10 protein-coding genes are annotated in these 15,942 nt (G+C 67.8%); 6 read left to right on the top strand and 4 right to left on the bottom strand.

The features are described from left to right. Together MJ603_RS15180 and MJ603_RS15185 are read right to left on the bottom strand one after the other, a co-directional pair. On the bottom strand, window positions 1-987 hold the full coding sequence (locus tag MJ603_RS15180; RefSeq protein WP_243064591.1) for an NADPH:quinone reductase: 987 nt from the start codon (window positions 985-987) through the stop codon (window positions 1-3). After that, on the bottom strand, window positions 984-2,096 hold the full coding sequence (locus MJ603_RS15185; protein WP_243064592.1) for a GNAT family N-acetyltransferase: 1,113 nt from the start codon (window positions 2,094-2,096) through the stop codon (window positions 984-986). Before MJ603_RS15185 ends, MJ603_RS15180 begins: the two co-directional genes overlap by 4 nt. 127 nt (window positions 2,097-2,223) lie before the next feature. Here MJ603_RS15185 and smc point away from each other — a divergent pair, with 127 nt between their 5' ends. Continuing rightward, window positions 2,224-5,766 carry a chromosome segregation protein SMC gene (smc, locus tag MJ603_RS15190; RefSeq protein WP_243064593.1) on the top strand — a complete coding sequence of 1,181 codons (3,543 nt, stop codon included), beginning with the start codon at window positions 2,224-2,226 and terminating at the stop codon, window positions 5,764-5,766. A 14-nt stretch (window positions 5,767-5,780) separates the two neighbouring features. On the opposite strand, the gene MJ603_RS15195 is transcribed toward smc, so the two are convergent. Beyond that, the gene (locus MJ603_RS15195) at window positions 5,781-7,142 is read right to left on the bottom strand and encodes an FAD-binding oxidoreductase (protein ID WP_243064594.1); all 1,362 of its coding nucleotides are present in this window, start codon (window positions 7,140-7,142) and stop codon (window positions 5,781-5,783) included. A gap of 178 nt (window positions 7,143-7,320) precedes the next feature. Here MJ603_RS15195 and ftsY point away from each other — a divergent pair, with 178 nt between their 5' ends. From ftsY to ffh, 3 genes are read left to right on the top strand one after another with little or no spacing between them, the layout of a single operon-like run. Continuing rightward, complete coding sequence (ftsY, locus tag MJ603_RS15200; RefSeq protein WP_243064595.1) at window positions 7,321-8,193, top strand: signal recognition particle-docking protein FtsY; 873 nt, start codon at window positions 7,321-7,323, stop codon at window positions 8,191-8,193. A 2-nt stretch (window positions 8,194-8,195) separates the two neighbouring features. Further along, window positions 8,196-8,696: a DUF2004 domain-containing protein gene (locus MJ603_RS15205; RefSeq protein WP_243064596.1), complete on the top strand. Its 501-nt coding sequence runs from the start codon at window positions 8,196-8,198 to the stop codon at window positions 8,694-8,696. Window positions 8,697-8,744: 48 nt separating this feature from the next. Continuing rightward, window positions 8,745-10,301 carry a signal recognition particle protein gene (gene ffh / locus MJ603_RS15210; protein ID WP_243064597.1) on the top strand — a complete coding sequence of 519 codons (1,557 nt, stop codon included), beginning with the start codon at window positions 8,745-8,747 and terminating at the stop codon, window positions 10,299-10,301. A gap of 41 nt (window positions 10,302-10,342) precedes the next feature. Here the strand turns inward: ffh and MJ603_RS15215 are convergent, their stop codons facing one another. Continuing rightward, window positions 10,343-11,476, bottom strand: a complete 1,134-nt coding sequence (locus tag MJ603_RS15215; RefSeq protein WP_243064598.1) for a glutamate--cysteine ligase — start codon at window positions 11,474-11,476, stop codon at window positions 10,343-10,345. A 168-nt stretch (window positions 11,477-11,644) separates the two neighbouring features. Here MJ603_RS15215 and aroA point away from each other — a divergent pair, with 168 nt between their 5' ends. Together aroA and MJ603_RS15225 are read left to right on the top strand one after the other, a co-directional pair. Beyond that, window positions 11,645-14,788, top strand: coding sequence for a 3-phosphoshikimate 1-carboxyvinyltransferase (aroA, locus tag MJ603_RS15220; RefSeq protein ID WP_243064599.1), 3,144 nt, complete (start codon window positions 11,645-11,647; stop codon window positions 14,786-14,788). Then, window positions 14,785-15,936: an acyl-CoA dehydrogenase family protein gene (locus MJ603_RS15225; protein ID WP_243064600.1), complete on the top strand. Its 1,152-nt coding sequence runs from the start codon at window positions 14,785-14,787 to the stop codon at window positions 15,934-15,936. The genes aroA and MJ603_RS15225 overlap by 4 nt, the downstream gene beginning before the upstream one ends. Window positions 15,937-15,942 lie beyond the last annotated feature (6 nt).

Below are 15,942 nucleotides of genomic sequence, written 5' to 3' on the forward strand. Positions count from 1 at the left end.
TCAGGGCGCGATCACGAACCGTCGTCCGCGGGCGTCACCGGCCTCCAGGGCGGCGTGCGCGTCGGCCGTCTGCTCCAGCGAGAGCCGGTCGATCGGGGGCGAAGGGAGATCGCCCGCAGCGAGCGCCGTTCCGACGGCATCGGATGCCCTGCGCAGCTCGTCGACGGTCGCGTTGCTGATCGCGAAGCCGACGATGCTGCGGTCCTGCGTGTACAAGTCGCCGAATGCGAGATCGTCGTGTCGGGAGATGCCCGCGATCAGCACGATGCGTCCTCGTTCGGCCAGAAGCGGCACCGCCTGCGCGAGGCGGAGCATGCCCGAGGTGTCGAACCAGACATCCGCGCCGTTGGGCAGCGCGGCCGTGACACGTTCGTCGAGGTCGGATGCCCGGTAGTCGATCGCGACCGAGCCCGCTTCGTCGAGTCTGGACACGTCGCCTTCACCCACCGTCGTGACGACGTGCGCACCGGCACCGGCGGCGATGCCGACCGCGCAGCCGCCCACGTTGCCGCCGCCTCCGCCCACGAACGCCGTGCCGTGTGCCGCGAGGCCGCCGTGCTCCACGATGCCCAGCCATGCGGTGCTCGCGGGATGCGCGATCGCGACCAGAGCGATCGGATCGACGCCATCGGGCACCGGGTACAGACGGTCGGCCGGCACGACGGCGAACTCTGCTGCTGCGCCCTGGCGCCCGTGGTGGCCGAGACTCGTGCACCAGACGGCATCGCCGCGGCGGAAACCGTCGACCGAGTCGCCAACGCGCTCCACGGTGCCGACGAGATCGCGGCCGACGACGAACGGGAACGTCATCGCGGTGCGATACGCGCCGCTGCGCACGAACGTGTCGACGTGGTTGACCGTCGTCGCGCCGACCCGCACGAGCACCTCCGACGGCGAGGGCTCCGGCATCGGAATCTGCGCGACGTGGATCGATTCTGCCGGTCCGCACTCGTTGATCACGGCGGCACGCATCGTCCCGGGCGTCATGTGCCGACCCTCTTCTGCCAGTTGCCGTCGAGGGCGTAGGCCTCGAAGCCCATCGCGGCGTTGATCGCCAACATCGGAGCGTTCTCCCCGGCATTCCAGGTCAGGATGCGCTCGACGCCGGGCGCCACCTCGGCGAGAGCACGCAGGTTGGCGAGCTTCACCGCCAGGCCGAGCCGGTGGCCGCGGTGTGCTGCGACCACCAGTGTGTCCCACTGCTCCACCTTCTTGGAGTCCTGGGCGACCAGCAGGATCGTGTACGCGACGACCTCGTCCGAGCCATCGCGCACGGCCGCGGCGACCAGCATCGGCTCGGCGGCATCGATCCAGCGCTGCTCCTCCTCGCGCACCCGCTGGGCATCCCAGCGCTCGGTGTCGAGCGCGATCCCGTCGTGCGGCACGTCGATCACCATTCGAGCCCTGGCTGCTGCGAAGCTCTCGACCAGTTCCTCCGGACAGTGCTGCCACCACGTCACGGTGCGATACCCGTCGGAGTGCGCGTCCGCCTGCGCCTGCAGGGCGGAGGCGACGGCATCCGGCAGCGGGACCGTCAGCCTGCTGACCTCCTCGACCTGCCCGAGGGCGTAGCCGTTCGCCAGCGCGAAGCGTACGGAGTCGTCGTCGGCGGGCAGCCCGACAGGACCGGCCTCCGGTGCGATCGTCCGTGCTCCCGACGGGATGTCCGCGAGCACGTGCTCCGTGAAGGTCGAGACGTCCACGCGGCCGGCATCGCCGACCAGGTCTTCGCCGCGCCGCAGCAGCGCCGTGCCGATCCCGTGTCGCCTCGCTGCCGGAATGACGTGCACCTCGACTTCCGCCGTGGTCGCCTCCTCCTCGAGAGGAACGGTGACGAGCAGCCGTCCGGCCGGCTCGCCGTCGAGTCTGGCGAGGTAGAGCATCCTCAGCCGGAACGGGCTCGGCCTGTACCACGCGAGCTGGTCGGCGGGGTCGTACACGAAGTCGTCGTTACGCCACAGATGCAGCGCGCAGTCGTTGCCCACGTCGACGAAGCCCACGAAGTCGCCCGTCGTGTCGTCGGCGATCCGCTCGGGTACTGCGACGCGTTCGATGATCACTCGCACGACGAAGAACCCCCGATCCCCAGTGATCACGAGCCTAGGACAACGCCCGGGAGGAGCGGCAGAGCGACCGGCCCAGCCGGCTGCCCGGTGCGGGCCTGGGTGTCGGGTACCGTAGAGACGGCCTCACCGGCGGGGCGAAGAAAAGGGGGCGTCGGGCGTGCATCTGAAGAGCTTGACGCTCAAGGGATTCAAATCCTTCGCACAGCCGACGACGTTCGCCTTCGAGCCGGGGGTGACCTGCATCGTCGGGCCGAACGGCTCGGGCAAATCGAACGTCGTGGATGGCCTCGCCTGGGTGATGGGGGAGCAGGGCGTCAAGACCCTGCGCGGCGGCAAGATGGAGGACGTCATCTTCGCCGGCACCTCGACACGCGGTCCGCTGGGTCGCGCCGAGGTCACGCTCACGATCGACAACGCCGACGGCGCGCTCCCGATCGAGTACAGCGAAGTGACGATCAGCCGCACGCTGTTCCGCAACGGCGGCAGCGAATACGCCATCAACGGCAAGCAGTGCCGCCTGCTCGACGTGCAGGAGCTGCTGAGCGACTCCGGGCTCGGCCGCGAGATGCACGTCATCGTCGGCCAGGGACAACTCGACGCCGTGCTGCACGCGAGCCCCGAGGAGCGACGCGGCTTCATCGAGGAAGCCGCCGGCATCCTGAAGCACCGCCGTCGTAAAGAGAAGACGCTGCGCAAGCTCGACGCGATGCAGACCAACCTCACCAGGCTGAGCGATCTCGCGGGGGAGATCCGCCGCCAGTTGAAGCCCCTGGGCGCTCAGGCCGAGGTGGCGCGCGAGGCGCAGACCATCGCCGCCGTCGTGCGCGATGCCAGAGCACGACTGCTCGCGGATGAGGTCGTCACGCTGCGCGGCTCGCTCGACGGCTACTCGCGCGACGAGTCTCAGCGCCACAGCGAACGCATCGTGCTTCAGGAGCAACTGGAGCAGAAGCAACTGCGCATCTCGCGCATCGAGCAGGAGCAGGTGGGAGACGCGGTCGACTCCGCCAGGCGCACCGCGTTCGCCCTGGAATCGGCACAGGAACGGTTGCGGTCGCTGTTCACGCTGGCGAACCAGCGTCTTGCGCTGCTCGGCTCGCAGGCCGAGAGCGCCGAGTCGGCGTTCACCGTGACGCCCGACATGATCCAGGCATCCAAGACCGAATCGGCCATGCTGCGTGACGGCATCGGCGAGGCGGATGCCGCGGTCGCGGCCGCGCAGACCGCGACGCGTGCCGCGCGTGGCCGGCTCGACGCCCTCGACGAGCAGATCGCGGCGCAGAGCGCACTGGTCTCCAAGCACGACCTCGAGCTGACCAAGCTCGCCGGCCAGGCGGATGCCGCAGCGCAGCGTCTGGCTGCCCTCCGCGGCGAGGTGCTCCGTCAGCAGAACCAGCTCGAGGCAGCGGAGCAGCGACGTACTGCAGCAGAGGACGCACTGGCAGACAGCGAAGGCGACTCTCCGCTCGGTGCTGACGCGCAGAGCGAACTCGCCGAGGGGTACGAGCTCGCTCAAGCGGCAGTGTTCGAAGCGGAGGCCGAGATCGAACGGCTCCGCGACGAGCTGCGCACGCTCGAGCGCGAACGAGATGCCCTCTCGGGCCAGGTGAAGGCACTCGGTCGCGCCCTCGAAGCGCGCGACGGCTCAGCGGCGCTGATCGCCGCAGGGCGTGCTGGTGTCAGGGGACGCGTCGCCGACGTCGTTAAAGTGAAGCCGGGCTACGAGTCGGCGATCGCAGCCGCGCTCGGCACGCTCGCGGATGCCGTGCTCGTCTCCGACCGCGACGCCGCGGTCGAGGCCGCACGATTCGCATCGGCAGAGGACCTCGGCTCGATCGAACTCGTTGTCGAGGGCACAGCTTCTGACCGTGATGTCGCTGCGGTCCCGAACGTTCCGAAGGGCGCGAGGATCGCCGAAGATCTGCTGGTCGAGGCGACTCCGAGCATCCGTGAGCTGCTGCGCAGCGCCATCGTGGTCGACGATCTGCAGACGGCGCAGAGGCTCTGGCCCTCGCTCGCACGCGAGGTCTCTGTGCTCGTGGCTCGTACCGGCGAAGTGTTCTCCAAATACACCCTCAAGGGCGGCTCCGGGCAGGGCGCCGGCCGCATCGAGCTGCTCGCGGAACGGGATGCCGCCTCGGCCAGGCTTCAGGAACTGGAATCCGCCATCGCGAAGGCGAAGAGCGAGCACGATGAGCAGCGAGAAGCGCTGCACGCCGCGAAACAGGCATCCGCGGCGGCACTGACGCACCTGCGTGCCTACGATGCTCAGCTCGCCGAGCAGTCGGAGAAGAGCAGCAGACTGACAGCTCAGGTCGAAGCTGCCGGCGCCGAAGCGGAGCGCATCGCACGCGGCATCGCCGAGTCCGAGGCGAAGGCCGAGGAGGCGAACACCGCTGCCGCTGCGGCGAAGCGCGCCCACGAGACGCACGCGTCGAAACCGCGGCCGATCCTCGACGTTGGCGAGCGGGATGCCGTCTCCGCCGAGCTCGAGGCGTGCCGCGAGGCCGAAGTGCAGACGAGGCTGGCGGCAGAGACCGCCAGGGAACGGGTGCGGGCGGAGGACGCCCGCACGACATCCCTCACGCAGCGTCTCGAGGGCGAGCGCGCGGCGGCGGCGGCAGCGGCGAGACGTGAGGTGATCCGCAGGCACCAGGTGGATGCCGCGGAGAGCGTGGCGTCCGTGCTGCCCGGCGTGCTGGACTCAGTCGACCGGTCGGTGAGCCTGGCACGCACAGAGCTCGCCGCGGCGGAGGCGGCACGGGCTGGGCAGAACGAGGAGTTGCTGGCCCTGCGTCGCGACGACGCGTCCCTCCGCGATCGCCTGCAGACCGTGAGCGAGAGCGTGCACGGACTCGAGCTGCAGATCTACGAGAAGAAGCTGCACCTGTCGAGCCTGCTCGAGCGCGCTGGGAACGAACTCGGGCTGGTCGAGGACGTGCTCGTCGCCGAATACGGTCCGCAGGCGCCCATCGCGGCGGAGACGGAGGACGGCGATGAGCGTCCGTTCGTGCGTGCCGAGCAGGAGAAGCGGCTACAGGATGCCGAGCGCAAGTTCGCCAGACTCGGTCGCGTCAACCCGCTGGCGCTGGAGGAATTCGCCGCCCTCGAGCAGAGGCACAAGTTCCTCACCGAGCAGCTCACCGACCTCTCGAACACGCGCAAAGACCTGCTGACGATCATCGCCGACATCGACGAGCGCATGCAGGGCATCTTCACCGAGGCGTTCGATGACACCCGTCAAGCATTCTCCGATGTCTTCCCCGTGCTGTTCCCCGGCGGAAGCGGCAGCATCCGCCTCACCGACCCCGACGACCTGCTCGCAACGGGCATCGAGGTGTCGGTGAAACCGGCGGGCAAGAAGATCGAGCGCTTGTCGCTGCTCTCCGGGGGAGAGCGGTCGCTTGCGGCGGTTGCTTTCCTGATCGCCATCTTCAAGGCGCGACCGAGCCCGTTCTACATCATGGACGAGGTGGAGGCGGCGCTCGACGACGCCAACCTCGGCAGGTTGTTGACCGTGTTCGAGGAGCTGCGCGAGTCGAGCCAGTTGATCGTGATCACGCACCAGAAGCGCACGATGGAGATCGCGGATGCCCTGTACGGCGTCTCGATGCGGCAGGACGGCGTCTCCGCCGTCGTCGGCCAGCGGGTGGCCGAGCGAGACGACTCCGCACGCGACGAGGAACGCAAGTCCGCCTGAACGGTACGGCCCGTTCAGGCCGAGAGACGACGCGCTCCGCGGATGACGTCGCTCGGGTCCCGCTGTGCCTTCAGCGCCTTCAGCCGTGCGATCGCCGACGGGTCGAAGGCGTCTCCGAGCGTCGCTCTGCCGTCGAGGAAAGTGGGCACGTCGCCCGTCGCCGGTGTCGAGGCGACTGCGGCGTCGAGCGGCGCGAACGCACGCTCGGCGGCGGCGAGGGACTCGAGACTCGGCCCGATCACGCTTGCACCCACATACGACGCTGCGTCGATGCGCCCGGCGACCGCGTGATCGCGGCTGCCGGCGAGCAACGATCCGCCGAACGGACGCACCTCGATCCTGGTGAGACCGGCCGCACTGGCTTCGAAGAAGGCGTCGACGAGTCTCTGCGCCGATGTCGCGTCGTATCCGCTCGAGGCGCTGCTCCAGTCCTCGTACAGCATGGGGTTCGTCGGTTCGGCAGCGACTTCGGCCAGCGACCCGATGCCGAACACGGCGGTGCTGTCGCTCACAGGCGTGCCGAGTGCGCGCAGCGGAGCGATGATCTGGTTGCCGCCGGCGAAGCCGCCGATGTGCAGAACGTCGACCGACGCGAGCGTCTTGCCTCGCATAGGCTCTGGCACGAATGGGGCGTCGGGAAAGTTCATCATCCCGAACGCGAGCCCGAGCGTCGGCTCCGACCGGGCGAGCTCGAACACGGCCGACAGCAGATCCGATGCCCGGTCCGACGTGAACGTGAGCTTGCCGCCGTAGAGCTCGTCGCCGTCGAACAGCGAGAACTCGATCGTGGTGACGACGCCGAACAGTCCGCCGGCGCCGCGCAGCGCCCACATCAGTTCCGGGTCCGAATCCTGGGTCACACGAGCGACCTCACCGGAGGCGTCGACCAACTCGACGGCGGTCACCGCTGGCGACTGCAGCCCGTAGCTGCGGGCGAAGAGCGAGTGTCCGCCTGCCAAGGAATAGGCAACGGTGTTCACCTCCGGGTTGCTGCCGGCCAGCGCGACGAGGCCGCTGCCGTCCAATGCGGTGAGCACTCGGCCCCAATTCACGCCCGCCCCGACCCTGGCCACGCGACGATCGACGTCGATCGTCACCTCGTCGAATGCTCGGGGCCGGATCAGAACGACGTCGTCGAGATCGGCGCCGGCCGAGTGGCCGTTCGGCTGCGTCAGCACACCGAGACCATTGGCCGCCGCGCTACGCACGATCTGCTGCACATCCGCGACGTCGGCCGGAATCGCAACAGCCGCAGGTCGCTGATCCACAGCGAGGTTCCATGCACGTCTCGCGTCGTCGTACCCGTCGTCGCCGGGTAGCAAGAGGGAGCCCGTCAGCCTGGAGCGAAGGTCGATGAGTGTGGATGCCTGTGCCATGCGCACGACCGTAGCGTCGGCCGCCGACATGCGGCGGGTATCACGCTCGCCTCAATCGCCCTTATCGCGGCTGCGCCTCAATCGCCCTTATCGCGGCTGCGCCGCTCAAGGGCTCAATCGGCCCGGCCATGCGAGCAAGCTCGCACGGCCGAACCTCGATCGCCCTTACGCTTGGGGCATGGCTGAACGCTCCTGGTCGCTTGCCGGCGCGCTGCGCGGCATGTTCGCGAAGCGCACGATCGACGACGAGACCTGGGACGACCTCGAGACAGCGCTGATCACCGCCGACTTCGGTCCGGCTGTCACTGATGCGGTGATCGAGGAACTTCGCGCGAAGGTCGACCGCTACCGCACGACCGATCCCACCGATCTGCAGCGGATGCTCCGCGAGACCATCGAGGAACGCCTCGCCCGCTTCGACCCGACTCTGAAGCTCACGGATCGCCCGGCCGTCGTATTGGTCGTCGGGGTGAACGGCGTGGGCAAGACGACGACGATCGGCAAGTTCGCGAGGTTCCTCCGCGGCTACGACCGCACCGTCGTGGTCGGCGCGGCGGACACGTTCCGCGCAGCGGCCGTCGAGCAGTTGGCCACCTGGGCTGAGCGGGCGGGCGCACAGATCGTGAGGCCGCAGCAGGAGCGGCAGGATCCGGCATCCGTCGCGTTCCAGGCCGTGGAATACGCCAAGAGCACGGGAACCGAGATCGTCATCATCGACACGGCCGGCCGGCTGCACACCAAGGGCGGTCTGATGGACGAGCTGTCGAAGATCAAGCGCGTCGTCGAGAAGCAGGCTCCGATCGCGGAGGTGCTGCTCGTGCTCGACGCGACAACAGGGCAGAACGGCGTTGCACAGGCCCAGGCCTTCATCGAGCACGCCGGTGTGACAGGTCTGGTGCTCACCAAGCTGGACGGCTCGGCGAAGGGGGGCTTCGTGCTCTCCGTTCAGGAGCGCACAGGGCTGCCGATCAAGCTGATCGGCCAGGGCGAGGCCATCGGCGACCTCACCGGCTTCACGCCGCACGTCTTCGCACAGCAACTGGTGGGGTGAGCATGTCCATCGAACACGACTACTTCGGCGTCATCGCGCAGGATTCGACGGGCGGACTGTACTGGTCGGAGACCATCGAGGTCTCGGAGCAGCCGGTCGAGGTCGATCTCACCGCACCGCAGGCCGCCGACGTCTCCGAGGCGGGACTCGACTCGGCGGCGGCGGTGATCCACGCGCTGGAGGGTCTCGACGGCCGAGCCCGTGAGGCGCTCGTCGCAGATCTGAGCGAGCGCGAATCGATCACGACGCAGTACATCGATCAGCAGGTCGACGACATGGGGCAGTCGCTTCTCGATGTGCTGGTGCACAACTCCGGCGACATCGCCATGGACGTGTTGCGCTCCCTGCAGCTGCTGCGCGTGTCGCTTCGCCCCGACCGCACGGCGGACGACGACGTGTTCGCCGTGTTCGTCTACTCGATCGACCCCGACGAGACGGATGCGGTCCTCCAGGTCGGCTTCGACGACCGCGGTGACGTCGTCTCGGTCGACGACGGGCAGTAGCAGGCGTACGTCGAACCGTCAGCGCGGTCCATTACGATTGACCCCACCATGGCTACCTTCGGCACGCTCTCCGACCGGCTCACAGAGACCTTCAAGAACCTTCGCACCAAGGGCAAGCTGTCGGCATCGGATGTCGACGGCACGGTGCGCGAGATTCGTCGCGCACTGCTCGACGCCGACGTCTCCCTCGACGTCGTCAAGCAGTTCACCGCGACGGTGCGCGAGCGTGCCCTCGGTGACGAGGTCAACCAGGCGCTGAACCCCGCCCAGCAGGTGGTGCAGATCGTCAACGAGGAACTCGTCGCCATCCTCGGCGGCCAGCAGCGTCGTCTCGAGTTCGCGAAGAACCCGCCGACCGTCATCATGCTCGCCGGGCTGCAGGGCGCCGGGAAGACGACTCTCGCAGGAAAGCTCGCAAAGTGGCTGAAGAAGGAGGGGCACACGCCCATCCTGGTCGCAGCCGACCTGCAGCGGCCGAACGCCGTCACGCAGCTGCAGGTGGTGGGGGACCAGGCCGGAGTGCCGGTCTTCGCTCCCGAGCCGGGTAACGGCGTCGGCGATCCGGTGCGCGTCGCGAAGGATGCCGTCAAGCAGGCCGAGCGACAGCAGTACGACGTGGTCGTGATCGACACGGCCGGCCGCCTCGGCATCGATGCCGAGCTCATGAAGCAGGCTTCGGACATCCGCAAGGCCACTCACCCCGACGAGGTGCTGTTCGTCATCGATGCGATGATCGGTCAAGATGCCGTCAACACGGCCAAGGCGTTCCAAGAGGGCGTCGACTTCACCGGTGTCGTTCTCACGAAGCTCGACGGCGACGCCCGCGGCGGTGCCGCACTCTCGATCGCGTCCGTCACCGGCAGGCCGATCATCTTCGCCTCGACCGGTGAGGGTCTTGATGACTTCGAGCCGTTCCACCCGGATCGCATGGCGAGCCGCATTCTCGACCTCGGTGACATCCTCACCCTCATCGAGCAGGCGCAGGGCGCCTTCGACGAGGAGGAGGCCCGTCAGGTCGCTGAGAAGTTCGCGACCGACAGCTTCACGCTCGACGACTTCTTGAAGCAGATGCAGCAGCTGCGCAACATGGGCTCGATCAAGAAGATGATCGGCATGCTGCCGGGAGCCGGTCAAATGCGGCAGCAGCTCGACCAGTTCGACGAGAAGGAGATCGTGCGCACCGAGGCGATCATCCAGTCGATGACGCCATCGGAGCGGCGCAACCCCAAGCTTCTCAACGGTTCGAGGCGCCTTCGTATCGCGAAGGGCTCGGGTATGACCGTGACCGAGATCAACCAGCTCATCACGCGCTTCGACCAGGCATCGAAGATGATGAAGACGGTGGCCAAGGGCGGCGTGCCGAACGTGCCGGGCATGGGCCCGGTCCCCGGGGCCGGCTACGCCGGTGGTCGCAAGCAGCAGCAGAAGAAGAAGGGCTCGCGATCCGGCAACCCGGCCAAGCGAGCCGCGGAGAACGCGGCGATCGCCTCCGGCACCCCGGCTACGCGCGGTTCAGCTGACGGCAGCGGGTTCGGCCTCGGCGGTCCCAAGGCCGAGGGCGGAGAAGATCTCGCTGCGGTGCAGAAGCTGTTCGGCAGGGGTTGAGACCGCAGGTCGGCGTCGTCGGCAACTCACGTGGTCGAACGTCAGCCGAGCCCGTTGCGTAGTTCGCGCGTGAGCGACGAGACCACAGCGGGCAGACTGCCGCCGTTCGCCTCCGCCACGGCCAACTGGCGCTGGTAACTCACGCCCTTGCCAAGGATCATCTCCACGTCGGCGAGCTCGCGACTGCAGCCGAGCCGTTCGGCGGTCGACGCGAGTTCGTCCACGAGGGCGCGGATGCCGTCGGCGACCCGCCCTTGCGCGCCTCCCGGGTCGAGGATGATGTCGGCGTCGATGCCGTACCTCGCTGCCCGCCACTTGTTCTCGCGCACGAACCAGGGCTGCAGCACCATCGGTTGCTCGCCGTGGTCGAGCTGGGCGGACATCCGCTCGACGAGGCGGTGGATGACGGCGGCAAGCGCTCCGAGCTCGGTCGCGGTCGACACGCCGTCGCAGGCGCGCATCTCCACGGTGCCCCAGCGAGGCGATGGCCGGATGTCCCAGCGCACCTCGCTGTAGTCCCTGATCACCTCCGTGGCGATGAGATCGTCGACATAGCCCTCGTAGTCGTGCCAGGTCTCGAGCTGCCACGGGAGGCCGGCGGTCGGAAGCTGCTGGAACATCAACGCCCTGTTGGACGCGTACCCGGTGGCGGTGCCGCCCCAGAACGGGCTGGACGCGCTCAGCGCCTGAAGGTGCGGATAGTACGTGAGCAGTCCGTTCACGATCGGGAGGACCTTGTCGCGGCGCTCGATGCCCACGTGCACGTGCACGCCCCAGATGAGCATCTGGCGGCCCCACCATTGGGTGCGCTCGAGCAGGTGGTCGTAGCGCTCCGACGGCGTCGCCCGCTGGTCGAACCACTGCGCGAACGGATGCGTGCCTGCGCACATCAGCTCGACCCCGAGCGGGTCGGTGGTCTCCCTGACACGCTCGATGAGCGTCCCCAGATCGGCGACGGCGTCCGGAACGGTGCGATGCACGGTACTGACCAGCTCGATCGTGTTCAGCAGCAACTCGTGCGTGATCTGCGGATGCTCGCTGCCGTCGCCGGGACCCGCCGACTTCAGCACGTCGTCGGCGATCTGCACCAGGTCGCCCGTGTCGCGGTCGACGAGGGCGATCTCCCACTCGATGCCGACCGTCGATCGTTCGGATGTCGCGAAATCGATACGCATGCGCCGCTCTCCGGACGTCGATCGAGTGTCACTCGCCACGAGTTCGAGTCCCGGTCGCTAGCCTATCGACCGCCATGGGAAAGGCACAGGAGCCTGAGGGCCGTCAGTACGTCCGCGCGGGCGTGAGCGTACAGGTTGCGGTCGTCGGCGGAGCGGACGAAGGAGACTATGCGACTGATAGTTGATGGAACCGAAGCAGGACTGTCCGGTGAACTGGATGTTCCGGTGTCGAAATACCACGCGCACCGCGCCCTCGTGCTCGCTTCTCTTGCAGAAGGCACGAGCGTCATCTCCGGGCTGTCGTCGACGCGGCAGATCGAGTGGACGGTGAGTGCGCTGCGGGCGCTGGGAACCCGAATCACCTCGGACGGCGACTCGTACGTGGTGCAGGGCGGTCGCTACAAGGCGTCGAAGGTCGTCGAGCGCGGATCGAGCGGTCCCGACGGCGTTCTGAACGTCGGCTCGAGCGGGACGACCCTGTACTTCATGGTCGGGCTGGCCGCGCTCGCCGACAGACCGATCGTGCTCACCGGAATGAAGTACTTCCGCCGCCGGCCGATCAAGGCACTTCTGGATTCGTTGCAGCAGATGGGCGTCGAGCTGACGAGCACGGATGACTGCCCGCCGATCACGGTGCAGCCTCGGCGGCCCCGTGGCGGCGACGTCTCCATTGCCGGAACACTGTCGCAGTGGCTCAGCGGTCTGCTGCTCCTCGCCCCGTTCGCCGAGAACGACACGACCATCCACGTGACGGGCGGTGCGTTGAACGAGCAGCCCTACGTCGAACTGACCGTGCGCATGATGCGCGAGTTCGGTCTGCGCGTTGAGGTCTCGGATGACTGGCTCACCTACCGTGTGCCCGCCGGACAGCAGGCTCGTCCGGCCGACTACCGGGTGCCGCCGGACATCGGCTCCGCGGCCTTCGGCATCGTTGCGGCGGCGATCCATCCCGGGGACGTCCTTCTGCGGGGACTGTCTGCCACGAGAGCGGAGGACACCGATCACCCCGAGGCAGAATTCCTCGATTTGGCGGCTCGCATGGGTGTCCCGATGGTGAGCGACCCGGAGACGGGATTCGTACGCATCGCGCACGACGGGCTCGACCTGCACCCCATCGACGTCGACTGCGGACCGATTCCGGATCTGCTCCCCGCGCTGGCAACGCTTGCCACCTTCGCGAACGGTACTTCCAGGTTCCACAACGTGCGGCACATCCGGCTGAAGGAATCGGACCGAGTCGCCGCGATGCTCCAGCTGAACCGCATGGGCGGCCGCGTCGAGCAGTCCCCGGACGAACTGCGCGTGACAGGCGTGAAAGGGCTGCACGGGGCGAGCATGTCGTCCTTCAACGACCACAGGGTGCTGATGGCGCTCTCCGTCGCTGCCACGCGCGCGCAAGGAGTCTCCACACTCACGTATCCGAGGGCGTATCGGATCTCGTATCCGATGTTCCTCGACGCAATGAACAGCATCGGTCTCGATCTCGAGATCGGTTCGCTCGCCATCGATGAGGAGCGGGAGGAGCCGACGATCAGTTCCGCCTCCGACGTCGAGTCGGCGCTCGGTGCGACAGCCGAGCCACTGATGCTCACCGACGCCGTTCGCCTGAAGGTGGAGGCGGCTCCGGACGAGCCGGCCGTGGTCGAGGTCGGCGGCCATGCCGCTACCACCGTGACCTGGCGCGAGCTCGACGAGGAGGCCGACCGTGTTGCGGCACTGCTGCTCGACCTGGGCGTTCGGCGTGGCGAGCCGGTCGCGCTCCAACTCCCCAACTGGACGGAGTTCGTCGCGATCGCACTCGGCATCATGCGGGCCGGAGGCGTCGTCACGCCGATCATGCCGGTCTTCGGGCCGCGCGAGACGGCGATGACCCTGTCGCGTTCCCGCACGCGCATCATCTTCCTTCCGAACTACTTCCGCGGCCGCCAGCCGGTGGTCGAACTGCTCGCGGCGATCGGCGAGGCGGAGGCGCAGGGCCGACGGCTCTCGCTCGAGAACGTGTTGGTTCTGCGCAGCGAGAACAGACATGGATCGGACCCGACCGTCGAGGTGCCTCCGATCCCGAGGGACGCGGTCGAAGACGCCAGGGCTACGGAGTGGACGTGGCGCTACTACGACGCGGCGCTCGACTCCGTCAGAGTCGACAGCGATGCCATCGCAGCGGCAGCTCCCGGCCCTGACGACTACTGCCAGTTGTTGTTCACCTCGGGAACGACAGGTGAGCCGAAGGGCGTGCAGCACACATACCGCAGCCTCGGTCTCGCCACCGCGATGGAGGTGCGTCACCTCGGGCTCACGGCACGTGATCGTATCTACGCGCCTACCCCGCTTGCGCATCAGACCGGATTCCTCTACGGCATGCTGCTGTCGTGGCGCCTCGGAGTGGCCGGCGTGATCCAACCCGTGTGGGACGGGGCGGTGTCGCTCGACCGTGCCTTCGGCGAGGCTCACGCGACGTTCGTGCAAGCGGCGACGCCGTTCCTCTCCGACCTCGTCTCGCTCGTCGAGTCGGGGTCGCGCGTGCCGAAGAGCCTGCGCATCTTCGTCGCCACCGGAGCGGCCGTGCCGCGGGCACTCGCCGAGAAGGCGACCCGGGTGCTGGGAACGAAGGTGCTCGGCGCGTTCGGGACGACGGAGACGTGTCTCGGCGCACTGGCGTCCCCCCGGGATCGAAAGCGTCACGCCTGGGGGAGCGACGGGCGCGCTCTGCCTGGGGTCGACATCCGCATCGTCGACGACGAGGGAGAGGAGCTCCCGGCCCGCACGGAGGGAAACTTCGAACTGCGGTCGCCCACGGTGTTCCAGGGCTATCTGGAGCGACCGGACCTGACCGCCGATGTCTTCACGAAAGACGGCTGGTACCGAACCGGCGACCTCGCCTACCTCGATGAATCGGGCTTTCTGCACATCACGGGGCGGGTGAAGGATGTCATCAACCGGGGCGGGGAGAAAGTTCCCGTTGTGGAGATCGAGAACCTGCTCTACCAGCACCCCAAGGTCACCGACGTGGCGATCGTCGCCATGCCCGATCCGCGGCTGGGTGAGCGAGCGTGTGCGTTCATCGTGCCCGCCGACGCGGATTCGCCGGTCACTCTTCGCGAGGTGCAGGATTATCTGGGTCGGCACGGCACATCGAAGTACTACTGGCCGGAGCGCATCGAGGTCCTCGACGTGCTGCCAAGGAACGTCGTCGGCAAGGTGCAGAAGAACATCCTTCGCGAACGCGCGGATGCCCTGGTAGCCGGTGGATCGGAGCCCCGCAGCGGGGGCGAACAGAAGAACAAGTCCCAGGACAAGAGGGAGAGGGCATGACGGAGCTCGTGGACGAGGAGTTCGATCGACTGAAGCGCGAGGTCACCGAATGGGTGACCGGCCCTGGAGAGGACTATGCCGAACGCATCGAGGAGACCGGCAACGTGCCGGCCGAGCTGTTCGCGGAGCTGCGAGACAACGGCTTTCTGAACCTCGCGGCACCGCAGCGGCTCGGAGGCCGGGACGTCCCGTTCGCCGAGTATCTCGAGCTGATGGAGATCTTCTCGCGTTCCCACGCTTCGATCCGCATGCTCGTCCACGTGGTGAACGGCACATGGCGTGCGATGGATCCGTTCATGACGCAGGAGCAACGCGAGACGTTCATCGTGCCGTCCGTGAAGGGCGAGAAGCTGATCGCGTTCACGCTCACGGAGGCGACGGCGGGCACCGGTGCAGACATCCGGACGACAGTGCGCCGTGAGAGGGACACGTACTACCTGAACGGTGAGAAGCACCTCATCACGTTCGGCGTGAAGTGCGACTGGTGGTTGCTGGCGGCGCGCCTCGATGGCACGACCGGCAAAGACGGAACCGTCGCCATCATGGTGCCGAACACCGGCCTGCCCGGTGCGGAGGTGATCGACGACTCGCAGACGATGGGGGTGCACGGCACGGACCACGCCATCCTGAACTTCCATGACACTCCCGTGCCCGCCGCGAACCGGGTGGGCGAGGAAGGGCAGGGCCTCGACGTCATGCTCGGCGGCTTCCTCCTTCCCAGCAGGGTGTCGGTGGCGATGAGCTGCGTCGGTCTGGCCGAGCGGGCACAGGAGCTCGCGGTGGATTACGCGCTTCGTCGAGAGACGTTCGGCAAGCGGCTGGCCGAGCGCCAGGCGATCCAGTTCTATCTCGCCGAGAACTATGCGGACATCCAGGCGGCGAGGGCACTCGTGCTGGAGGCCGCTCGGGCCTACCAGCGCGGCGATGCCAACGCCGGCGTGCTCTCGAGCGCGTCGAAGATGGTCGCGGTCGACATGCTGACGCGCGTCACAGACAAGGCGCTCCAGATTCACGGCGGCGAGGGCTACTGGAAGCGCAACGCCATCGAGCGCGTCTACCGGGATGCCAGGGCGCAGCGCTTCGAAGAGGGCACCAACGAGATCCAGAAGCTCGTCGTCGGGCGAGCCGTGGTCACTGGCAAGGTCTGAATCGGC

This window comes from Humibacter sp. RRB41 (assembly GCF_022761015.1).
Lineage (GTDB): Bacteria > Actinomycetota > Actinomycetes > Actinomycetales > Microbacteriaceae > Humibacter.